At 39.1% G+C, this 23,410-nt stretch carries 22 protein-coding genes; 19 read left to right on the forward strand and 3 right to left on the reverse strand.

The window, feature by feature from the left end; genetic code table 11:
- The first annotated feature begins 7 nt into the window (after nt 1-7).
- The 4 genes from BLR54_RS01325 (at nt 8) to BLR54_RS01340 (ending at nt 3,882) form a co-directional block, all read left to right on the forward strand.
- Entirely contained in the window at nt 8-676 is a 669-nt protein-coding gene (locus BLR54_RS01325) for an acyltransferase (protein ID WP_090416423.1), read from the forward strand.
- A gap of 194 nt (nt 677-870) precedes the next feature.
- The gene (locus tag BLR54_RS01330; protein WP_015549537.1) at nt 871-1,563 is read left to right on the forward strand and encodes an iron-sulfur cluster assembly scaffold protein; all 693 of its coding nucleotides are present in this window, start codon (nt 871-873) and stop codon (nt 1,561-1,563) included.
- A 21-nt stretch (nt 1,564-1,584) separates the two neighbouring features.
- Nucleotides 1,585-2,595, forward strand: coding sequence for a GGGtGRT protein (locus tag BLR54_RS01335; protein ID WP_090416424.1), 1,011 nt, complete (start codon nt 1,585-1,587; stop codon nt 2,593-2,595).
- 312 nt (nt 2,596-2,907) lie between these two features.
- Nucleotides 2,908-3,882, forward strand: coding sequence for an aldolase catalytic domain-containing protein (locus tag BLR54_RS01340; RefSeq protein ID WP_090416425.1), 975 nt, complete (start codon nt 2,908-2,910; stop codon nt 3,880-3,882).
- 73 nt (nt 3,883-3,955) lie between these two features.
- Here the strand turns inward: BLR54_RS01340 and BLR54_RS01345 are convergent, their stop codons facing one another.
- Nucleotides 3,956-4,294: a helix-turn-helix domain-containing protein gene (locus tag BLR54_RS01345; RefSeq protein WP_090416426.1), complete on the reverse strand. Its 339-nt coding sequence runs from the start codon at nt 4,292-4,294 to the stop codon at nt 3,956-3,958.
- Nucleotides 4,295-4,411: 117 nt separating this feature from the next.
- Between BLR54_RS01345 and BLR54_RS01350 the strand changes: the two genes are divergently transcribed.
- Nucleotides 4,412-5,341, forward strand: a complete 930-nt coding sequence (locus tag BLR54_RS01350; protein ID WP_090416427.1) for an Rpn family recombination-promoting nuclease/putative transposase — start codon at nt 4,412-4,414, stop codon at nt 5,339-5,341.
- A gap of 2 nt (nt 5,342-5,343) precedes the next feature.
- Here BLR54_RS01350 and BLR54_RS01355 read toward each other — a convergent pair whose 3' ends face one another.
- Nucleotides 5,344-6,510, reverse strand: coding sequence for a glycosyltransferase (locus BLR54_RS01355; protein ID WP_176761826.1), 1,167 nt, complete (start codon nt 6,508-6,510; stop codon nt 5,344-5,346).
- A gap of 145 nt (nt 6,511-6,655) precedes the next feature.
- Here BLR54_RS01355 and BLR54_RS01360 point away from each other — a divergent pair, with 145 nt between their 5' ends.
- The 3 genes from BLR54_RS01360 (at nt 6,656) to ilvC (ending at nt 9,141) form a co-directional block, all read left to right on the forward strand.
- A complete protein-coding gene (locus BLR54_RS01360; protein WP_090416429.1) occupies nt 6,656-7,312 on the forward strand; it encodes a 4'-phosphopantetheinyl transferase family protein in 657 nt (218 codons plus the stop codon).
- A 148-nt stretch (nt 7,313-7,460) separates the two neighbouring features.
- Nucleotides 7,461-7,961 carry an acetolactate synthase small subunit gene (gene ilvN, locus BLR54_RS01365; protein ID WP_090416430.1) on the forward strand — a complete coding sequence of 167 codons (501 nt, stop codon included), beginning with the start codon at nt 7,461-7,463 and terminating at the stop codon, nt 7,959-7,961.
- A 151-nt stretch (nt 7,962-8,112) separates the two neighbouring features.
- Nucleotides 8,113-9,141: a ketol-acid reductoisomerase gene (ilvC, locus tag BLR54_RS01370; protein ID WP_090416431.1), complete on the forward strand. Its 1,029-nt coding sequence runs from the start codon at nt 8,113-8,115 to the stop codon at nt 9,139-9,141.
- A gap of 161 nt (nt 9,142-9,302) precedes the next feature.
- Here ilvC and BLR54_RS01375 read toward each other — a convergent pair whose 3' ends face one another.
- Nucleotides 9,303-10,112 carry a hypothetical protein gene (locus BLR54_RS01375; protein WP_090416432.1) on the reverse strand — a complete coding sequence of 270 codons (810 nt, stop codon included), beginning with the start codon at nt 10,110-10,112 and terminating at the stop codon, nt 9,303-9,305.
- A 68-nt stretch (nt 10,113-10,180) separates the two neighbouring features.
- Here BLR54_RS01375 and BLR54_RS01380 point away from each other — a divergent pair, with 68 nt between their 5' ends.
- From BLR54_RS01380 to BLR54_RS01430, 11 genes are all read left to right on the forward strand, one after another.
- On the forward strand, nt 10,181-10,912 hold the full coding sequence (locus BLR54_RS01380) for an AzlC family ABC transporter permease (protein WP_090416433.1): 732 nt from the start codon (nt 10,181-10,183) through the stop codon (nt 10,910-10,912).
- A gap of 66 nt (nt 10,913-10,978) precedes the next feature.
- Nucleotides 10,979-11,284, forward strand: a complete 306-nt coding sequence (locus BLR54_RS01385; protein ID WP_090416434.1) for an AzlD domain-containing protein — start codon at nt 10,979-10,981, stop codon at nt 11,282-11,284.
- Between the two features lie 150 nt (nt 11,285-11,434).
- A complete protein-coding gene (gene chvE, locus BLR54_RS01390; protein WP_090416435.1) occupies nt 11,435-12,580 on the forward strand; it encodes a multiple monosaccharide ABC transporter substrate-binding protein in 1,146 nt (381 codons plus the stop codon).
- Between the two features lie 97 nt (nt 12,581-12,677).
- Complete coding sequence (gene mmsA / locus BLR54_RS01395) at nt 12,678-14,237, forward strand: multiple monosaccharide ABC transporter ATP-binding protein (protein ID WP_090416436.1); 1,560 nt, start codon at nt 12,678-12,680, stop codon at nt 14,235-14,237.
- Nucleotides 14,230-15,393 (forward strand): multiple monosaccharide ABC transporter permease, encoded by a 1,164-nt coding sequence (gene mmsB / locus BLR54_RS01400; protein WP_242871178.1) that lies wholly within the window; start codon nt 14,230-14,232, stop codon nt 15,391-15,393. Before mmsA ends, mmsB begins: the two co-directional genes overlap by 8 nt.
- 205 nt (nt 15,394-15,598) lie before the next feature.
- Nucleotides 15,599-16,378 carry a response regulator transcription factor gene (locus BLR54_RS01405; protein ID WP_090416438.1) on the forward strand — a complete coding sequence of 260 codons (780 nt, stop codon included), beginning with the start codon at nt 15,599-15,601 and terminating at the stop codon, nt 16,376-16,378.
- Nucleotides 16,378-18,195 carry a sensor histidine kinase gene (locus BLR54_RS01410; protein ID WP_090416439.1) on the forward strand — a complete coding sequence of 606 codons (1,818 nt, stop codon included), beginning with the start codon at nt 16,378-16,380 and terminating at the stop codon, nt 18,193-18,195. Before BLR54_RS01405 ends, BLR54_RS01410 begins: the two co-directional genes overlap by 1 nt.
- Entirely contained in the window at nt 18,185-19,033 is an 849-nt protein-coding gene (locus BLR54_RS01415; RefSeq protein WP_090416440.1) for a type 1 periplasmic-binding domain-containing protein, read from the forward strand. Before BLR54_RS01410 ends, BLR54_RS01415 begins: the two co-directional genes overlap by 11 nt.
- Nucleotides 19,034-19,041: 8 nt before the next feature.
- On the forward strand, nt 19,042-20,112 hold the full coding sequence (locus tag BLR54_RS01420) for a galactose ABC transporter substrate-binding protein (RefSeq protein WP_090416441.1): 1,071 nt from the start codon (nt 19,042-19,044) through the stop codon (nt 20,110-20,112).
- On the forward strand, nt 20,109-22,466 hold the full coding sequence (locus BLR54_RS01425) for a hypothetical protein (RefSeq protein ID WP_090416442.1): 2,358 nt from the start codon (nt 20,109-20,111) through the stop codon (nt 22,464-22,466). Before BLR54_RS01420 ends, BLR54_RS01425 begins: the two co-directional genes overlap by 4 nt.
- A 43-nt stretch (nt 22,467-22,509) precedes the next feature.
- Nucleotides 22,510-23,364: a hypothetical protein gene (locus tag BLR54_RS01430; protein WP_090416443.1), complete on the forward strand. Its 855-nt coding sequence runs from the start codon at nt 22,510-22,512 to the stop codon at nt 23,362-23,364.
- Nucleotides 23,365-23,410 lie beyond the last annotated feature (46 nt).

Below are 23,410 nucleotides of genomic sequence, written 5' to 3' on the forward strand. Positions count from 1 at the left end.
ATAAAAGATGGAACAAGCAAAAATAAAATCTATGTATAGCTTAGATCAGACAATTGCAAAGGATTTATTTGAAGGTAAGGAGTATCCTTGGGAAGTACTTCCTGAGATTTCTGATTTCATCAAGAAGTTAGGTCCAACTCTTGATCCTGAAAAGTTCGAGAAAAGAGGAGAGGACGTTTGGGTAGCAAAGTCAGCTAAGGTCTTCGATTCAGCTTATCTCAATGGACCTCTTATTATCGACGAGGATGCAGAGGTTAGACAGTGCGCTTTCGTTAGAGGCTCAGCAATCGTTGGTAAGAACTGCGTAGTTGGAAACTCTACAGAGCTTAAGAACGTTGTACTTTTCAACAACGTACAGGTTCCTCATTACAACTACGTTGGTGATTCAGTTCTTGGCTACAAGTCACACATGGGTGCTGGATCAATCACATCAAACGTAAAGTCTGACAAGACCCTTGTTGTGGTTAAAGCACGTGATGGTGAGAAAATTGAAACAGGATTAAAGAAATTTGGCGCTATGCTTGGTGACAATGTAGAGGTTGGCTGCAACTCAGTCCTCAACCCAGGTACAGTGGTTTGCCCACGCTCAAACGTATATCCACTTTCACCAGTACGTGGTGTCATCGAGGCTGACAGCATCTTCAAGAGTGCAGATAATATTGTGAAGAAGCAGTAATTGGTAAAATTTTAACAAACTTCAAAATAATACTTTACTAATGGGCTTGAAAGTGAGAAAATATTATCGATAACGCCCACATGTCTATCCTTGAGTAAAAGGTGAATGACAAGGTGTTACTATAATTATGTCATTAATGTAAGTAGCAATTACATTTTAATGGTCATTAATCGAACGAAGAAAGGAGTTCTACAATGATTTACACAAAAGAAGTAGAAAACATGTGTCCTGTAGCAAAGGGCGCAAAGCATGAACCAGCTCCTATCCCTGAGGAGGGAAAATGGGTACACGCTAAGCAGATTTCTGACATTAGCGGTTTCACACACGGTGTTGGCTGGTGTGCTCCACAGCAGGGTGCCTGCAAATTATCTTTAAATGTTAAGAATGGTGTTATTGAGGAAGCTCTTGTTGAGACAATTGGTTGCTCAGGTATGACACATTCAGCTGCTATGGCAGCAGAGATCCTTCAGGGTAAGACAATCCTTGAGGCTCTTAATACAGACCTTGTTTGTGATGCTATCAACACAGCTATGAGAGAGCTTTTCCTTCAGATCGTTTACGGTCGTACACAGTCTGCATTCTCTGATGACGGACTTGCTGTAGGTGCTGGTCTTGAGGATCTTGGAAAGGGTCTTCGTTCACAGGTTGGTACAATGTACGCAACAAAGGAAAAGGGTGTTCGTTACCTTGAGATGGCTGAAGGCTATGTAACAGGTATCGCACTTGATGCTGATAACGAAGTTATCGGTTACCAGTTTGTTTCTCTTGGAAAGATGACAGACTTCATTAAGAAGGGTGATGATCCTAACACAGCATGGGAGAAGGCAAAGGGCCAGTACGGTCGTGTTGACGATGCTGTTAAGATTATCGATCCACGTCAGGAATAATTATAGAAAGGAGAAACAATAATGTCTTTATTTGAATCATATGAGAGAAGAATTGATCAGATCAATGCTGTTCTTAATAAGTATGGTATCAGCTCAATCGAAGAAGCTGAGAAAATCACAAAGGACGCAGGTCTTGATGTATACGAGCAGGTAAAGAAGATTCAGCCTATCTGCTTCGAGAACGCTTGCTGGGCTTACACAGTAGGTGCTGCAATCGCTATTAAGAAGGACTGCCGCAAGGCTGCTGATGCAGCTGCTGCAATCGGAGAGGGCCTTCAGGCATTCTGTATCCCTGGTTCTGTTGCTGATCACCGTAAGGTAGGTCTTGGCCACGGTAACCTTGGTAAGATGCTTCTTGAGGAGGAGACAGAGTGCTTCTGCTTCCTCGCTGGTCACGAGTCATTCGCTGCTGCTGAGGGTGCTATCGGTATCGCTGAGAAGGCTAACAAGGTTCGCCAGAAGCCACTTCGCGTTATCCTTAACGGTCTTGGTAAGGACGCTGCACAGATTATCTCACGTATCAACGGGTTCACATTCGTTGAGACAAAGTACGATTATCATGAGGCAAAGCTTAACATCGTTTCTGAGAAGGCTTACTCAAACGGTCTTCGTGCAACAGTTAAGTGCTACGGTGCTGACGATGTTCAGGAAGGTGTTGCTATCATGCACCACGAGAACGTAGGTGTTTCTATCACAGGTAACTCTACAAACCCTACACGTTTCCAGCATCCAGTAGCTGGTACATACAAGAAGGAATGTATCGACCTTGGTAAGAAGTACTTCTCAGTTGCTTCAGGTGGTGGTACAGGACGTACACTTCACCCAGATAACATGGCAGCTGGTCCTGCTTCATACGGTATGACAGATACACTTGGACGTATGCACTCAGATGCTCAGTTCGCTGGTTCATCTTCAGTTCCTGCACACGTTGAGATGATGGGTCTTATCGGTATGGGTAACAACCCTATGGTTGGTGCTACAGTTGCAGTTGCAGTTTCAGTTGAGGAAGCTGCTACAGCTGGAAAGTTCTAATTCAACCAAATAATTTAGTTATTTGACTACTCAGTCACGCTCTCAAGCCTGAGATATTGCTTCCAATCACTAACACGTGAGTTGGAAGCAACACTCAGAGCTTTATAGCTACTGAGTAGTTTTTTATTTGCGCATTTGGTGAATTAGAACTTTGTACGATTGACATAATTGGGAATTGTGATATACTTACTATACACTTTAACACTTTTAACTATTAAAGTATGAGGGCATGCTAGTTAGACACCTCATCCGGCTCTAAAGAGCCACCTTCCCCTCAAGGGGAAGGCTTTATTACATTAGGAGGACACAAAGATGAAAGAGGTTTCAAAGCTTCTCGAAGTTCGAGAAAGCGTACGTGTAGTTGATGCAACTTTAAGAGATGGAGGTCTTGTTAACGACTTTTATTTTACTGACGAGTTTGCAAAGGCTCTTTATTTAACAAATGTTAAGGCAGGAGTGGACTACATGGAAATGGGTTATCGCGCTGACAAGGAGCAGTTCGATGAGTCTAAATTTGGACCATGGAAGTTTTCATCTGACGAATATATTAGAAAGATTGTTGGTGACAATGATACAGACTTGAAGCTTGCCATCATGGCAGATGTTGGTAGATGTAATTACAAGGAAGACATTCATCCAAAGGCCGAGTCGCCTGTAGATCTTATTCGTGTGGCTACATACCTTCACCAGCTCCCTGGTGCAATTGAGATGATTGAAGATGCTGACAAGAAGGGATATGAGACTACTTGCAACATCATGGCTATTTCTTCTGCATCTATGGATGATGTTAAGGCGGCTCTTGATATTGTTTGTCAGACTCCAATTTCTTGTGTATACATTGTAGATAGCTACGGTTCCCTTTATCCAGAACAGATTGAGCGTATCGCTGATGTATACTGCAATGCTGCTGCTAAATATGGCAAAAAGGTTGGTATGCATGCTCACGATAATCAGAAGCTTGCCTTTGCAAACACTATCGAAGCTGTTGGTGACAATGTTGATTATCTTGATGGAACATACTGTGCTATGGGGCGTGGCGCAGGAAACTGCGCAATGGAGCTTCTTCTTGGCTTCCTCAAGAATCCAAAGTACAAGGAGAGATATGCTATCAAGTTCGTGGAGGATTATATGCTTCCTCTTAAGGAACAGGGCGTTGTTTGGGGTTACGATATGCAGTACCTTACAACTGGTCTCTTGAACCAGCATCCTCGTACAGCCATCGAGTTCACAAAGCAGGGCAGAAAAGACTACTTCGCCTTCTATCAGGAAATGCTGAATATGGATTAAAAGGAAATAGCAGGTATCATTAGATACCTGCTATCTTTTATTATTGTCGGCTGTGCCGACAGTAGATTCTTAATTATTTTTCTTTGAGAAAAAATTTTAGATAAGCAAGAACTGCTTTTCTGGAATCTGGATTAACTTTAAGTTCTTTCACTAAATCATATAATTCTTCATCATCATTTTTTGAAATGATAATATTCTGTGATGTCATTTCATCAGTTTGACCATAAAGATAATCTGTGGTTGTGTTAAATTCTTGAGCAATATAGCTAACAGTCTGAAATGATGGCTCTCGTTCACCCTTTTCATATCGCCCATAAGCCATAGCTGAAATATTAAGTCTGCGAGCTGCATCAGCTTTATTAATGCCTAGATTTTCTCTAACTGTAATAAGTCTTTCTGGACAAAATTTCATATAAATTTCCTCTTGACGTAATAACCATTGGTTAGCATAGTAACTATCATTGGATATTTTATCTTATATGATTAAAATATTCAACTATCGATATATTATGTTTTAAAGGTGAGTTTAATGGGAAATAAGGATGTTATTACAAAATCATATATGAGAAATCCTGAAATTTTTGCGGATTTTTTTAATGGTTATATTTATAATGGAGAAACAAAAATTGACTGGAAAACACTTGAAGAAATAGATACTGCTTCACTTTCTGTAATCCCTTTCGCTAGTGGAAGGAAATCCAAAGGGATTGAGAAATATAGAGATATTATAAAAAGAACAATAATAATGAGAGATTCTTCATGTTATTATGCTATACTAGGAATAGAAAATCAGACAGATATTCATTATGCAATGCCAGTCAGAAATATGCTATATGATGCATTGTCTTATGCAGAACAAGTTGATGGTGTCAAAAAACAAAAGAGGATTAAAGGTGGGTTCTCAGATGATGACTTTCTTTCAGGGTTTTCTTTAGAGGATAAACTCACTCCTGTCATTACAGTTACAGTTTATTGGGGAACAAAGAATTGGAATGCACCAACATCAATTAAGCAAATGTTTAATGCTGTTGATCCTCAGATGGAACCTTTCATAAATGATTACTTTATCAATTTGTTTTCAATTATAGATTTGGTTAATGTGCCAGATTTTAAGACGGAACTCAGACAGTTATTTCTATTATTAAATACGAGAAATGATGATGTGAAGATGCAGGAACTTGTGAATACTGATAATTCATTTGAGCATATATCTAGAAAGACTGCGGAATTGATGAGAGATTTTGCGAGCATCAAATTACCTAGGAAAAGCAAGGAAGGTGATTATAATATGTGTAAAGCTATTATGGAAATAGAGCGTAAGAGTAAAGAGCAGGGACTAGAGCAGGGCAAAGAATTAGAAAGAGAAAAATCAATAAAGGAACTTATGAAAAATTTAAATTTTACAGAAGAGCAAGCTCGCGCCGCTCTTGGACTGAGTTCCTTAGCAGAACAAGAGTAGTATTAATATATATTCTGTATTGATTTAAGGATCACGTTTGCAATATTATCCCAGGTGTGGTGCTGTGACGCAAGGTCATAGCCTGCCTGGGCTATTTTTTTGAGTTCAGATGGATTTGATAGGGCAGAGTTCACCTGTTCGGTGACGGAATCTAGATTGTTAAGGTTGTAGAACAGGATATTTTCATTATTATTGTACTCTTGGTTTAATAGTGTAGTAGGGTCAGTAAGGCTGACGGCGCCGTTTAGCTGGCCTGAAAAGACTCTGTCATGACTTCCTGCTTTGAAATTTGGCATAATATTAACCGAGATTTTTGACTTCGCAAATACGGTAAAAGTCAGATTGAAGGGAATCTCTCGGTGGAGTGTTGCGTGTTTTAAATCAAGTTCTTCCCATAATCCACCAAATAGATGGAAATTGTAATCACACTTATCTAAAGCCTCTACAAGCTTCTTTCTGTTGAGACATCGTATATATGTATCAGCAAGGTAAAAGGTCTGGGTGTGAAGTGGTTTATCCAAGTTTATATAATCAAAAAATTCGTCATTGGCCAATTCATCAACAGCATCTTCTATTGAAAGAGTGCTATCTGCTTTCATCATATCAATAAGATTAAAAACACACTCTATAACTGGATCTGGCATTTTCCTGATGGCGGTTTCAATCCTAACAGGATCTGTATATGTTCCAGAGAAGAGAATATCGTAAGGTCGATTCTCCCAGTTGTTCCAATCGATAGCATCAGTGCCAAAAGCCAGCTCCCCTGTCATAGGTGTCACAGTAACTGATTTAATATGAGGATAGTATTTTTTTATATATTCTTTGTGTCTTTGATCCAAACAGACTACATGAAAGTTTTGAATTTTGTTTTTTAGTGTGTCGTGGTGATAAAGAGGATGGTCTAGTATAACGTCAAAAAATGGTCCATCAACATGGTCTAGAAAATAAGAGTCATCGTCCATTAGAGCGCGAGGCAAGTCTGAGTTGAAATCTATCATGGCGTCAAAATGCTGCCCAACATATTGTTCCAAATCATCTAGTTGGTTCTCATCGACTTTAAAGTATTCAACTTCATGCCCGAGTTTGGAAAGGGCATTTCCTAAGGAATCCCCAAAGTAAAGATAAGAATTGTAGCAAACTGTTCGCATTTCAAAAATCAGAAATTTCATACCCCATAACCCCATTATATTTTATAAATTTTGGTGCTGCGCTTTGTTCCGAATGCAAGAAATCTAAATATATTGTTCACAATTATTTTACCACACTTGATATTGCACTATGGTATAATTTTTTACATAAGAACAGGGGGAGCCTATGATAAAAGCGGCAGCATATAACTGTGAACCATTACAAAATCCATTCGTATTTGACGAAGTATACGATTTAATCAGTCCTCAGAGGAGGGCTCATGTTGACGAGGCCAAGACTTTAAAGGGTAAATGTGAGAGACTTGGCGCCGCCCATCTTTTAGAAAAGCTTTTGTGGGAAAACCACATCCAAAGGCCCTATGTTTATTCAAGCACATCCCAGGGCAAACCAATTTTTATACAACCGAAGAATGTGGATTTCAGCATTAGCCATTCCAATTTTTTTGCGGTGGCAGCTATTTCTGACAAGCCTGTTGGTATTGATGTGGAACGTATTCGTCCTTATGATGTGGATCTTGTAAAGCGATTTTTTACAAAATACGATTTGGAGTATCTGGAATCCTTCAAAAAAAGTGAAGTGGACAAGAAGTTCACTGAGGTCTGGACCTTTAAAGAGGCCACCTGCAAGATGATGGATAGACCGCTAATGCAGGTACTGCAGTGGATTGATTATAGTGAATATTGTGACTGTGAAAAGGGCAATACTGAATGGACTAAGCAGGGCTTTGAGTTCAGAGATTTTTATATCACCCTTTGCTATGAGGATAGAAGACAGCCAATTCAGATGGGGTTGTATAATCCGTATGATGGGAAATATTATTAATGGCAGTTTTTCCTTGTTTTTTTAATATAAATTAAATCAGAATTTTTCAAATTCTAGTTGACATATAGATGGTTTGTGATAGAATTTAGGATAGTTTTATACTTCACAGTGCTAAAGCGATAGTGAAGTAGGAAAGAGGAGAAATATTATGGAGTCTACAAAGGTTCTTTCTATTTTAGTAGAAAATACACCTGGTCTAGCTAGCCGCATCACTGGCTTATTCACCCGTAGAGGTTACAACATTGATAGTTTTTCATCTGGAGTTACAGCAGATCCTAGATACACTAGGGTTACTATCGTCACACATGGCGATGAGAATGTGCTCGAGCAGATTGAAAAGCAGGTTTCAAAGCTTACTGATGTTGTTGATTTGAAGGTGCTAGAGCACGGTACATCTATTAAGCGAGAACTTATGTTAGTTAAAATTTCTGCTAGAAACACAGATCGTCAGGATGTCCTTACAATCGTAGAGATTTTCCACGGCAAGGTTGTTGATGTTACACATGATTCAATGATTCTTGAGGTTACTGGAAATCAAGACAAGCTGGAAGCATTCCTTGATATGCTTGCAGATTACGATATCCTTGAGCTGGCAAGAACTGGTGTAACTGGTTTGACAAGAGGCTCAGACGATGTAGTTATTTTGTAATTATGACACCTCATCAGTCAGCTAAAGCTGACAGCTTCTTCTTCACTGCCGTTTCGGTCGGTGCTAAACAGATGCCACTGGCATCTAGCACCCTCAAGGGGAAGCCTTGGGGATGTTTGTAAGTTATATTAAAAAGTAGGAGGATAAAAGAATGTCACAGGAAGCAAAGATCTATTATCAGGAAGATTGCAATCTTTCATTATTGAAAGGTAAGACAATAGCTATTATCGGTTACGGTAGCCAGGGTCACGCACACGCACTCAACCTTAAGGAGAGCGGATGCGATGTCATTATTGGTCTTTACGAAGGTTCTAAGTCATGGGCTAAGGCTGAAAAGCAGGGCCTTACAGTTTACACAGCAGCAGAAGCAGCAAAGAAGGCTGACATCATCATGATTCTTATCAACGATGAGAAGCAGGCTGATATGTACAAGAAAGACATTGAGCCAAACCTCGAGGCTGGTAACATGCTTATGTTCGCTCATGGTTTCAACATCCACTTTGGTTGCATTAAGCCACCAGCAGATGTTGATGTTACTATGATTGCTCCTAAGGGTCCAGGACATACAGTTCGTTCTGAGTACCTTGCTGGTAAGGGTGTTCCTTGTCTTGTTGCTGTAGAGCAGGATGCTACAGGAAAGGCTCTTGACCTTGCACTTGCCTATGCACTTGGTATCGGTGGAGCAAGAGCTGGTGTTCTTGAGACAACATTTAGAACAGAGACAGAGACAGACCTCTTCGGTGAGCAGGCAGTTCTTTGTGGTGGTGTTTGTGCACTTATGCAGGCTGGTTTCGAAACACTTTGCGAAGCAGGTTATGATCCAAGAAATGCATACTTTGAGTGCATCCACGAGATGAAGCTTATTGTAGACCTTATCTACCAGTCAGGCTTTGCTGGAATGAGATATTCTATTTCAAATACAGCTGAGTACGGTGATTACATCACTGGACCAAAGATCATCACAGAGGATACAAAGAAGGCTATGAAGAAGATTCTTTCAGATATCCAGGATGGTACATTTGCTAAGGAGTTCTTACTTGATATGTCTCCAGCAGGACGTCAGGTTCACTTCCAGGCTATGCGTAAGCTTGCAGCTGAGCATCCATCAGAGAAGGTTGGCGAGGAAGTTCGTAAGCTTTATAGCTGGAACAACGAAGAAGATAAGTTCATCAACAACTAGTAACTAATAAACCACCTGTTACGCTAACAAGCCTTAGATATTACTCCGTTCAGCTGAAGAAAGCTTCACTCGAGTAACACTAAGAGCTTGATTAGCTACAGGTGGTTTTTTATGCTTTTTAGCAGATTAGGTAAGAGTTACTTCTGTTGAAATATTGTACGCTACGCTTCTCTGAAGTTCTTGTTCCTGAAGAACTTATATAGATGCGATGATATTTTTATTTCGGTATAAATGTCGGCGTATTCACGAGGGCTATATTCAGACACAAAGTTTGTTGGAAACTTCTTGGTCATGCCTCTGGATTTGCAAAGATCTACCGCCTTGTTGTAGGCGATGGCTGCCTTTGCCTCGCTGGAATATCTTCCAACAATAAAATCGCCGTTGAGATGAATCTTTGCCACATATTTTACCTTGCCACGCTTTTCTTCTTTAGAAACCCCGTGGTATTTGTTTACCAGGATAATATTTGAATATCGGAAATCCGTATTATCCCCGTTGGCGAATTTGTAATCTCTATCTTTGACGCTGTAAGGCTTGATACCATAGCGTGCAAGAATGTTATATTGCATGCCGTAGTCGCTTACAAACATATGCCCACCACGGTTTTGAATCTTGTGGCTTGAGTAATAGAACAAATCATCATTATCGAACTTCAAAACAATGGAAGGGTCTATGTAGTAAACAAAGTAGTTTTTTAAAAGATAAATCGGATTTTTGATGTAAATTCGATTATCTCTAAAGTTTATTAATGTAACCACCTTTTCAAATGGAAGGTGGGATATATTGTTTTGATAAGAGAGAAGAGTAATCTCCTTTGAACTAAGGATATCCCAGGCCTCTTTGTAGGCTAGGTTGCATTCTTCCTCAGAATCAAAGCTTCCAATGCTAATATGTTTACCGTTGTAAGTAATATTTCCACGATAATAGGTTGTACCATTTTTTCGTTTTGCCGGATATACACCAGGTTTCATATTACGCCTCCATAAATTATGTTTAATATTATTTTACACTTATGCGAAGATGAAAGTATTAAAAAACTATGAATAATTCATATAATAATTCTAAAAATAAAGATTTGATTGAGGGATTACGGGATGGCTTTCCTATAGGATTAGGGTATTTTGCTGTGGCGTTTTCCCTTGGAATTCTTGCCCGCACAGCATTTTTTACTCCTATCCAAGGCTTTGTTAATTCTTTTTTTAATCATGCCAGTGCAGGAGAGTACGCGGTATACACTGTTGTAGCCGCTGGAGCCAGCTATGTGGAAATGGCAATAATGACGTTGGTGGTAAATGCAAGATACTTGCTAATGTCCACAGCTCTTAGCCAGAAATTCAACGAGAAAACTCCAATGCTTCATCGAATCCTTGTGGGATTTACTGTAACTGACGAGCTTTTTGCTATCACTATTAAACGACCTGGATATATTGCACCTTTCTATAATTATGCAGCCTTTTTTGTTGCAGCTGGAAGCTGGTCTCTTGGAACTGCTTGCGGTATTATTGCCGGAGAGCTCATGCCTACCCGCGTGGTAAGTGCCTTATCCGTAGCCCTTTATGGAATGTTCTTGGCATGCATCATGCCTGAAGCTAGAAAGCATAGAATTGTGGCAGTGCTTATTGGGGTTTCTTTTGTATTAAGCTATGTTGCCAGTCGAGTGAAGCTTTTTGCCGGAATATCCGGAGGTACAAAAACTATAATCCTTACGGTTGCAATTGCATCTATTGCAGCAATCCTGTTCCCACATCCGGAGGTGGAAGATGATGACTAAAAATGCAGTTATAAATATATGATTATGGAGAATAGTTTAATTTCTGCATTTTGGAGGTAGAGACTTATGAGTAATACTTATATTTATATATTAGTGGCAGCTGTAGTCAGCACATTAATTCGTGTTTTGCCTGTCACTGTTTTTAGAAAACCAATAAAGAGCCGTTTTGTAAGGTCCTTCCTTTATTATGTGCCTTACGTCACCTTGGCAGTTATGACTTTTCCAGCCATTATTGACGCCACACAAAACAAAATCGCTGGAATCCTGGCTCTTATCTGCGGCACCATCGCCGCCTGGCTCAACCAAAGCCTTTTTAGGGTTGCTATTATCTGCTGCGTAGTCGTTTTCGTCGTAGAGTTTGTATTAATATAAAACTTCCCCTTATGGGGAAGTTTTTTTGTGTAGAAAATTTAAGATTGTGTGTAGATTTTTATATTTATGTCTAAACTGTGAACTGCTAATATTGACTTAGTCAAGCAGCCGGGGGGCTGCGAAATCAATTTACTAGGAGGAGAAGAAATAATGAAAAAAAGAGTATTGGGATTATTGCTTACTGCAGTGATGTCACTTGGGTTGATGGTTGGATGTGGCCCTGCTGATACAGGCGAAGCTCCAGATGCATCGGGGGATGCAACAACAGAGACAACAGATTCTAAGCCAGCTGATGGAAGCGGCAAGAGAGTAGCTGTTGCAATGCCTACACAGTCATCAGAGAGATGGATCAATGATGGTAACAACATGAAGGAAAAGCTTGAGGCTCTTGGCTATGAAGTTGATCTTCAGTACGCAGAGGATGATGTTCAGGCTCAGGTTTCTCAGATTGAGAACATGATCGCAGCTGGTGCTGACTGCTTAGTTATCGCAGCTGTAGATTCATCAGCTCTTGTAAATGTTGAGCAGCAGGCTAAGGATGCTAAGATTCCTATCATCGCTTACGATCGACTTCTTATGGATACAGATGCTGTTTCATACTATGCAACCTTCGATAACAAGGGTGTTGGTACAGCAATCGGTAAGTACATTGTAGAATCTAAAGATCTTCCAGCAGCTCAGAAGGAAGGTAAGTCATACACAATCGAGTTCTTCATGGGTTCTCCAGACGATAACAACGCTGTAATGCTTTACAACGGTCTTATGGAAGAGCTTCAGCAGTACCTTGATGACGGTACATTAGTATGTAAGTCAGGAAGAACATCTTTCGATGATACATGTATCTTAAGATGGTCTCAGGAAACAGCACAGCAGAACTGTGAGAACTACCTTACAGGTTTCTATGCTGACGAGAAGTTAGATATCTGTGCAACAGCTTTTGATGGTTTTGCATATGGTTGTAAGGCAGCTCTTGAAGGTGCAGGCTACAAAGTTGGGGAGGATTGGCCACTTATTACCGGACAGGACGCTGAGCTTATGGCAACAAAGAATATCATCGCAGGTTCTCAGACAATGTCAATCTACAAGGATACACGTCTCCTTGCTGACAAGTGTGTAACAATGGTTCAGGCAGTTCTTGAAGGTGCAGAGCCAGAAATCAATGATACAGAGCAGTATGACAATGGAAAGCTTGTTGTTCCTTCATACCTTTGCACACCAGTTGCAGTTGATAAGGATAACTACAAGGAAATCATTGTTGATGGTGGTTACTACACTGAGGAGCAACTTGCGGAATAATTTAGTATTGTAATGAATTACACCTCATCAGTCAGCTGCGCTGACAGCTTCCCCTCAAGGGGAAGCCAGGTGAGGTGTTTTATTAAAGGAGAAGATTATGTCAGATTACATCTTGGAAATGAAACACATTATTAAAGAATTTTCCGGAGTAAGAGCACTTGATGATGTTAATCTGCAGGTAAAAAAGGGAGAAATCCATGCCCTTTGTGGGGAAAATGGAGCAGGTAAGTCCACACTGATGAATGTTCTTTCTGGTGTATATCCATTTGGAACATACGAGGGCGATGTTGTATATCACGGAGAGGTTTGTAAATTCCACAATCTAAGGGATTCGGAAGCCAAGGGCATCGTTATTATTCATCAGGAGTTAGCTTTAAGTCCCCTTCTTTCCATTGCAGAGAATGTGTTCTTGGGAAATGAACAACTTTCCATGAAGGGGGTTATTGATTGGACAAAGACAAGACAGCGTGCCCAGGAAATGCTGGCAAAGGTTGGTCTTGAAAATGAAAATGTAAACGCACCAGTTAATTCATTGGGGGTTGGAAAGCAGCAGCTTATTGAAATTGCAAAGGCCATGGCAAAGAAGGTAGAGCTTCTTATCCTTGATGAGCCTACAGCTGCACTTAATGATGAAGAATCAAAAAAGCTTCTTGATATTATGCTTGAGCTTAAGAGACAGGGGATTACCTGTATCATTATTTCTCATAAGCTTAATGAAATCAGTTATGTTGCAGATGCAGTTACTGTCATTCGTGATGGTAAAACTATTGAAACTCTCATAAAGGGAGTTGATGATTTCTCAGAGGATAGAGTTATAAAAGCCATGGTTGGTCGTGAGCTTACAAACAGATATCCAGCTAGAGAAGGTGTCACAATAGGTGATACTATTTTTGAGGTTAAGAATTGGAATGTATTCCATCCAGACGATCCAGATCGTCAGATTCTTAAAAACATTAACATTGAAGTTAAATCAGGAGAGGTAGTTGGTCTGGCAGGACTTATGGGCGCTGGTCGTACAGAATTTGCCATGAGTGTTTTCGGACACAGCTACGGACAAAAAATCTCTGGTACAGTAAAGATTAACGGCAAGGAAGTTAATCTTCATACTGTTAAAGATGCAATTAATAACAAGCTTGCATATGTTACAGAGGATAGAAAGACAAATGGTCTAAATCTTATTGGTGATATCAAAGAGAATATGACCATTGCAGCTCGTCCAAAGTTCTTCTCTAAGCATGGTGTTATTAATGGAAATGAAGAGATTTTAGCTGCTGAAGATTATAGAAAGAGAATTAACGTAAAAGCGAATTCCATCAATCAGGTGGTTGGTTCACTTTCCGGTGGAAATCAACAGAAGGTCGTGCTTGCTAAATGGATGCTCACACAGCCAGATGTACTGATTTTGGATGAGCCAACTCGAGGCATCGATGTAGGTGCTAAATACGAAATTTATTGTGTCATTAATGAGCTTGCTAAGGCAGGTAAAGCTGTAATCGTTATTTCATCTGAAATGCCAGAAATCATTGGTACTTGTGACCGTATATACGTAATCAATGAAGGCGAAATAGCAGGTGAGCTTACAAGCCAAGAGGTTTCTCAGGAGAGAATTATGCAGTGTGTAATGGCACATAATAGAAAGGATGATGGAAATGAATAAAAGAGCTAGTCTTAACATGAAACAATACGGCATGTTCATTGCCTTGATTGTTATTTATTTAATATTTGCTTTACTTACAGGCGGTAAGAACCTTACCCCAATGAATATCAACAACCTGGTTATGCAGAATGGTTATGTTGTTATTCTTGCAATTGGTATGTTGCTTTGTGTACTTACTGGTAACGTCGACCTTGGCGTTGGTTCTGTAGTTGCTCTTTGCGGCGCTATGGCCGGTATCATTATGATGGACTACAAGATGAATATGTGGGTGGCAATTATTGCTGCTCTCGTTATTGGTCTTTTGGTTGGTATGTTTGCAGGTTTCTTCATTGCTTATTTAAGCATCCCTCCTTTCGTAGTAACCCTTGCAACCATGCTTATGGGACGTGGTCTGACATACACATTGTTACAGGCTCAGACAAAGGGACCACTCCCAACAAACTACAACTTTATTGGTGCTGGTTTCCTTCCAACTTATAAGATTTTCTTTGGTGATGGAATTCTTGATTTGGTATCAATCGCAGTTGCAATTATTGCTTCAGTTGGACTTATTTGGTCTGAGTTAAAGGGAATTAAAACAAAGAAGAAGTACAACTTCGTCCTGGCTCCTACATGGCAGACAGTATTAAAGCTTGGTATTGAGCTTTTTATTATTTGGTTCTTCTTCTACAAGCTTGCTCGTTACAATGGACTTCCATTTGTACTTCTTATCATGGTAGTTCTCATTGCAATCTATGCCTTCGTTACAACAAAGACAGTTGCTGGTCGTCAGATTTATGCCCTTGGTGGTAACAGAAAGGCAGCTAACCTTTCAGGTATCGATACCAACAAAGTATTCTTCTGGGTATACACAAATATGGGTGTACTTGCTGCTATTGCAGGTATCGTGCTTTCAGCTCGTAACGGATCATCTACACCAAAGGCTGGTGATGGTTTCGAGATGGATGCTATCGCATCTTGCTACATTGGTGGTGCTGCCGTAGCCGGTGGTTCTGGTACAATCCTTGGAGCAGTTGTAGGTGCCTTTGTAATGGGTGTATTAAATAACGGAATGTCACTTTTCGGATGGTCAACTGATATCCAGAAAATCGTGAAGGGCGCAGTTCTTCTTGGCGCCGTAACCGTAGACGTTCTCTCTAAGCGTAAAAAGAATTAACATTATACATATACCTATACATTCTAGAGACTTTTGGAAAAGCTGGTAGTCTTCAAGAATTGCCAGTCGGTAGACATCAAGCTCATAGGTATCTCAAGCGAAGCTTTCTTCAGCTGAGCGTAGATATCTATGGCTTGTAGGCGTAACCGACTGATTCAAGTCTTGTAGGCGTTACCAGCTTTTTGCTATAATATCCAGGAGGGGTATGGGAGAAGAATGTATGTATAATGTTATGCTTGTAGACGACGAGGAGGAAGTCCGCGTCGCAATCGAAAAGAAGATTAATTGGGAAGATATAGGCTTTAAGGTGGTTGGCTCCGCAGGCAACGGCTTCGATGCTTTAGATATGGCATTGGAGTGTCGCCCAGATGTGGTAATGACCGATATCAATATGCCTTTTATGAACGGACTTGAGTTTTCTAAACAGCTCAAGGCTGAGCTTCCTGCTACAAAATTTGTTATTCTATCAGGCTATGATGAGTTCGAATATGCGAAGGAGGCAATCGAGCTTTCAGTGGAGGAGTATATCCTTAAGCCTGTCAATTCTGATGAGCTGTATCAGCTATTTTCACGTTTGAAAGAGCGCCTTGATAATGAGGTAGATATTAGGCACAAGCTTGAGCAATTGGAAAAGTATTTCATGGAAAATACCTCAAATGCCGGAGATATTGTAGACAAAGCAAAAGCTTATATTCTAGAGCATTACAAGGAATCAGATTTATCCGTAGATAAAATCTGCTCTTATTTAAATGTAACTCCAAACTATTTTTCAACCTTGTTTAGAAAGAAGACAGGGCTCACTTTTGTGACCTATCTTACAAATCTTCGTATGGAAAAGGCAAAGTGGCTTCTTGATAATACAGACGAAAAGGCATATATCATAGCGGGAATGATTGGTATCGAAGAGCCAAATTATTTCAGCTATGTTTTCAAAAAGGCCTATGGTATTTCACCATCAAAGTACAGACAGCAGAGAGGTAATTAATGAAATCCATTGATTTTTATAATCAATATAAAAGGGTTCGTCGTGCTTCAAAAAGAAGAAGTATCCAACTTATTATTTCTCTGTCCTTTACCATTGTGTCTATTCTTTCTATGGCTTTTATTACCATGGCGTTTTATACCACTTATATAAATACCGCCAGGGAAACTGCCATCGAAAATAATAAACAGGTTATAGACCAAATGAGCTGGACACTCAATTCGTATTTACGAAATATGATGGGAGTGTCCAACAGTATGTATTATGGTGTTATTAAAAACATGGATCTTACCAGTGACACCATGAACAAAGAGATGGATATTCTCTATGAGGCAAATAAAGACGATTTGATTAGTATAGCCTGCATCTCTCAGGATGGAGCGCTTATTTCTGCTGCTCCAATTTCTACAAGAAAATCTGGGGTGGATTTCACTGAGCAGGAGTGGTTCACCAGTACAGAAGAAAAAATCGAAAACTTTCATTTCTCAAAACCCCATGTTCAAAATATGTTTGAAGGCAGCAATTACAGATATTATTGGGTGGTTTCCCTTAGTCGAAGCGTGGACCTGAATTATATGGGATACGCACGAAGGGGAATTCTTCTTGTTGATATGAATTATTCTGCCATTGAGCAGATGTTTTCTAGGGTAAATGAAAAGGGCTCAGGCTATGTTTATCTTATTGATGGCGACGGCGAGATTATTTATCACCCAAAGCAAAAGGCTATTTCTGGTGGTCTTATGCAGGAAAATAATATTGCTGCAGCTGAATATGATGACGGCGGCCATATGGAAAACTTTGAAGGCAGTGAAAGAGCGGTTGTGGTGAAAACCATTGGCTATACAGGCTGGAAGATTGTTTCTGTGGTTCCGGCTTCAGAACTTTCAGCACCATACAATCAGCTGAGAGCCTTTATGATGATTATTGTTACTGTCACAATCTTCCTTATTGTCTTTGGTAACATCATCATTTCTAAAATTGTTACTGACCCAATTCGTCAGCTGGAAGCATCTCTTAAGAGTATTGAGGAAGGAAGCCTTGAGGCTCAGAAGGTTTACATTGGTGGATCACATGAAATCAGGCATCTTGGCAGAACAATTAGATCACTTGTGGTACAGATGCGAGATCTTATGGATGAGCGAGTAAAGGAGCAAAAGGAAAAACGTAAATCCGAATTAAATGCTCTCCAGGCTCAGATTAATCCTCACTTCCTGTACAACACCTTGGATTCTGTTATTTGGATGATTGAATCTGAAAAGTATCCAGAGGCTATTTCTATGATTACGAGCCTTGCCACCCTTTTTAGAATTTCTCTTAGCAAGGGAAATAACATCATCACCATTAAGGATGAAATCACTCATGCAAGAAACTACCTAGCTATTCAAAAGGTGAGATATAAAAACAAGTTTGATGCAAACATAGATATTGACCCTGCTATTGAGGATTGCGTCACTATAAAGCTTATTATTCAGCCTCTTATAGAAAATGCTATTTATCATGCTGTAGGAGACTTGGATGACGAAGGCATAATTGATATTAAGGGCTATGAGAAAGATGGAGATATCTTTATAGAGGTTAGGGACAACGGTATGGGAATTCCGCCAGATGTCCTTGAAAATCTTCTGAAAGAAAAATCTCAGTCCAAGGGAAAGGGTTCTGGTATAGGACTTTGGAATATAAATCAGCGTATTAATTTGTATTTCAAAAATGATTACGGCCTTAAGCTTGAAAGTGAGCTGGATGAGGGTACTGTGGCTATTATTCATCTTCCAAAGATGACAATGGAGGAATATTTGGGAGGTGAAGGCAATGCAAAATAAAGAAAATAGAAAATGGATTATCCTGTTCTTTCTTGCGGTAGGTGTCTTGCTTTTGATTGAAGCCTCAATTTATATGCGCTATGGCAATAAGGGGAAGGAACCCTTTAGGATAGCCTTTGTGGTGGATTCTGAAGCTTCTGATGCCTATGAAAATATGAAATCAGGAGCTGCAAACGCTGCCATGGACAGTAACTGCATCATAGATTTCGTGGATTCATCAAAAGAAAAACAGGTTGAAGCAGATGAAAAGATTATTGTAGAAAATGATAAGGTAACCTATTCAAAGGGGGAACTGAAGGTTGATAATGAAAGCATGGTTTCGGAGTTAGGCGACAGAATTCTGAAGGAAACAGGTTGTCCAAAAATCCTTCTGGTGTCATCTGGTAACCAGGAAAAGTATGCAGAGATAATAGACATCTTTAGCTCTTTCTTTGAAGAGGCTGGCTGTGAATCTGAGTATAGACCACTTTCCACCGATGAAAAGAAGTTAAGACAAAGTATGTACAACCTGGAGCAGTCAGGCCTTTTCGATTGCTTCATAGCTCTTGATGGGCCATCTATCGAAGCTGCTTGTGAGGCCAAAGATAGAATTAACAGACGTATTTACGTATATGGAGTTGATAACAGTAGTGAGTCTGTATATCACCTTGATTCTGGCGGTTTAGAGGCCTTGGCCTACAGGGATGAATATTCCATGGGCTATATTGCTGTGCGTCAGTTGTTGAAGGATAAAGACATTAATAAAGAGGCTGAGGAAAGAAACTTTTATTACATTGCTGATAGAAAGACAATGTATTCTGCGGATTTAGAAAAAGTTTTATTTCCCTTTGTAAAATAGTGGAGAAAATGAGTAGGGTAAAAAGGCTTTCCATCCTTGGGGTGGCGGTTATACTCCTTTTGATAATTGCAAACATTATTGTAGGAAGCACCAAAAAGGAGAAAACTGATAACAAGACTATAAAAATCGGGGTTACCATGTACAGTGAGTTTGATCCCTTCACAGAAGAAATAAAGCAAAACATTCAAAATTATCTTCAGGTGTACAGCAGCAATCGCCAGATTGAAATGGATTGTACTGTTGTCTATGCTGAGGAGAATCAGTTGGTTCAGAATGATCAGGTGGAGGATTTTATCGACAAGGGTTACGATGTAGTCTGCGTAAATCTTGTAGATAGAACCGATGCATCAGTGATTATTGAAAAGGCAAAGCTGGCTGATGTACCTATCATCTTTTTTAATCGAGAGTTAGTTGAGGATGACTTGAATCGTTTTGATAAGCTTTATTATGTGGGGGCAAGACCGGAAGAAAGCGGGAAGCTTCAAGGTCTTTTGGTAAGGGAAGCGCTAAAAAGTCGTTTTGACGAAATAGATATTAGTGGAGATGGAGTTATACAATATGTTATGCTAGAGGGCGAGGCCGGTCACCAGGACTCAATTATCCGCAGTCATGTTTCTGTTGAAACCATTCTGGCTGGAGGCATTCGTCTAGAACGCCTGGGGGATGAGATTGCCAACTGGGACCGACAGCAGGCACAAACAAAAATTACATCTTTGCTGCAGGGATATCCTCGTCAAATCGAGCTTATTATTGCTAACGATGACAATATGGCTTTAGGTGCAGTAGATGCACTAAGGGCTTTTGGCGTACAATCTATGCCTTTGATTGTAGGTGTCAATGGTCAGGAGGAAGCAATCCAGCTAGTAGGTGATGGAACAATCCTTGGAACGGTACTTAATGATTCCTGCGAAAAAGGTCGCGCTATTGCAAGGATGGCTTTAGGTCTTGCCACTGAGGGCAGTGTGCCTGAGGATATCAAGCTTGTAAATGACAAGTATTATTATGTCCCTTACAAGATGATTGATAGAAATAATTACTCAGACTACATTGATACAACGGAAGGAAATACTTATCCATGAGATTTAAAAAGACACTGTTAACTATATTGGTTCTCTGCATGACTTTTGCACTGACAGGTTGTGCTTTCACACCTACCAGCAGGCGTGATATAAAAAAGCATGTTAGAGAAATGCTTGGTCATAGAGATTTTAAAGTGTCAAAAAACTCCGAAAGGATAAATAATAATGACTATTCATGGGAGGTATATGACAAAAAGAACGATATTCATTTTCATGTTTATGATGAATACTATTCAGAGGCAGATTTATTCATAACTTTTGGCCGCGAGGTCTGGGATGATTATGATCGATGCCTTATCGAAAAATATAAAGATGAAATTTCTGATACTGTTGAATATGTAATTTCAGGAGAAGATGAAGAAGAGTCTTCTTATAATGACTATGATGATTCTGAGGATTATTCTGATGAAGATGAGTATCAGGATGATAGTGATGATAAGCTTGATAAAAGAGAGCGATATTTCTTAGTAAGTTATGATGACATGGATTCTCTTGAAAAAGGCTGTGAGGATCTTTGGAATTTTTATGACAAGCTAAATGCACTCCATTATAATTTCCAAATTAAATATGTGTTGAAATTCGACTATTCAGACCTTGAAGAAAAATATGAGGACGTAGGTTTTGAATATGATTTATTGAGTCAGTCAGGTTATCTGGGAAAAGATAGAACCTACGACCGTTTTGGCGCTTTTAGTCCAGAAGAAATGAGTGCTGAAGCTAAAGCAGGTTATTATTGGTTTGGTATTACTTATCAGTTGCCAGAAATCATTGATGGGCTTTCTGAAGACGAAAAAGCTCAGGCCCTGGAGGAATCTATTTATTATCGTGTTGGAGTAATTAAAGACGGAGAATCAACAGATTACAGTAATGAGATATACTCTAACGACGATGATAAACTTTCCTTTGGAAATTTATACTGGCTTCTGAAGTATCAAGGTGGTAATATCAGTGGCTCACCTGTGGATTTTGAATATATAGATGATAATGGTGACAAGTACCAATTCGCATATACGAATTGTGTTGATTATGAAGGTGCCTATTATCTTAAAAATGATGAAAACGTATACATTAATACGGAATATGACACCTACAGATGGGCTCCTATTGTAGAAAAATCCGTTATTTCTGAAGTCTTTGGTATTGATACATATTTCAAAGTTAAGGATAAGTTCCATCATGTAGATTTAGATAAAGATTACTTTAGTGTGTCTGATTCTGGAAAGCTTGACACTTCTGAATATTATCCTTTTGAGAGGGAAGTAAAGAGCTATCTAAAGGATAATTGCGGTGAAAAGGTTAAATATTTGGGCTGTCAATTTTTGTGTCATAGTCCTGAGGAAGTGAGATATTCCTTTAAAACTAAGGAACGTGGTTTAGTCTTTAATGTATATCGTCGACAGATTACAGATGAGAATGATAAGAAAAAAATTGAATTTGAATCGGATTACGCCAACAAAGTTCGAGAACTTTATCGAGATGATATAGAAACGCTGTTTGATGAATTTGATTATCCTTTCAATGAAGGTGTTTTACTTACAAATACAGAGCAGGCCCAAAAGGTAATTGCTGCTGTTGATAAAGCCAATGAAATTTATCGTAAGGAATTAAAGTATAATTCAAAGGAATTTTTGATGAATCATCCTATTGGCCAGGTGGATGTATGGGGCTGCGAGACAGATGACATTCACAATGATAGCTGTTATAAATTAAGCGAGTATGTTATTTATGGCGCTAAAATTGATAAAGAAGCTAGACTAGAAGAGCTTGAAAATTCTATTGCTGCAGCTATTAAGGATGGAAATCTCTCAAAAGAGATTTACACTGGTCTCTCTGATAAAATAGATTCTTTCCATAAGAGTCAGCTGAATCATATTTATTTAAATGATGAGGAGATGCTCTATGACAATAATAAAAGCCAGTATTCATACTATGGCTTAGTTACCGATGATTATTGTTATTCTTATTATGATGAAGAGAATGAGCAATACATGATGAGCATTGATTTTGGACTTATTGCTGATTATTGTGGCAGTGTTCCTTTGGTTATTGCAGAGTACATGGATAGACTTGGCGGAACCTTCACCATTCTTACTCCAGACCAGAAAGAAAGAACTCTGGATTTAAAGACCCAGTGGGAATACGGCGGTCATACTTGGAACATGAGCTCTCACTATGAAGACCAAGGCGTATCCAAGGTGAAATTCACAAAAGATGGACAGAAGCTAGATATAGATGTCCAGGAAGGCAAGGCCTTTTATGTACTGGGAGTTTCTGTGGATGACTTCTGCAAATTATTCGATTTCACTTACAAAATAGACGAGGATGCAGACTCAATATATTTTTACACCAAGTAATATATTCCTCACCACAAAACAAAGTAGGAAGAAGTAGTTTTTTATGATAAGAATTGAACATGACTTTGGTCAGGAAGTAATAAATAACATCAAGGCAGATTATAAGGGAAGTAATCTGCCTGATGTTGATATGTATGGAAGAAATAACGCTAATAGTACAATCACTATTGAGGATGGTGTTATTCGCGAAGTGATTAGAAATGAAGAGGGGATTTTTAAGGATTTATCAACACCTCTTCAAGATGTTAACAGATTTGTAGTTAGAAACGCCTTCGCTTTTATTGAAACCACAGAGTATGTGTATTGCATTTCCTTAAATGGTTTTGTAGAGGGAAGCATAGAAGAAATTAAAGACCTTGTAAAAGATAAGGCTAAAAAGAACAACCTTGTATCTTTTAAGGATTTTAAAAAGGAAAAGGATAAGAAAAATAAACAAGATATCAAAGCCGCTTGGAGAAATAATAGTAGGTCGGAAAGAGTACCATTAGGCCAGAGATTTAGAATTCCTATTATTTTTGCTGCCGTATTTGTAATGTTTACGTTAGTAGATGCAGTTGATCCTCTTTATGGAATGATGTTTAATGGAATGCCTATAAATAGCATGTTGTTTTCAGTTCTTACTAGTGCGTTATCGGGATTTGCTTTTGGCTTTGTTTTTATTTTCTTTAGAATATGGTTTTCAAGTCTCTCTGAGAAAAAGAAAATTGTATCTATAGTTCTTTTCCCAATAACCTTGGCAGTGTTCTTTATTATTTCAGTGTTTGGAACCATTCCTTACATCATTCATTTATTGGTATTAGGCCATGAAAGCTACAGACTGCCAAGTATAATTAATGTGGCGACAAAGATAGCTTTTGTTATTGTTTGTATTCTTGTATTAGTGCTGTTTCTCTTATAAATAGTGGTTGCTATAATAGGCTTTAAAGGGTTATAATCTTTAAAGT

This window comes from Pseudobutyrivibrio sp. YE44 (assembly GCF_900104335.1).
GTDB lineage: Bacteria > Bacillota > Clostridia > Lachnospirales > Lachnospiraceae > Pseudobutyrivibrio.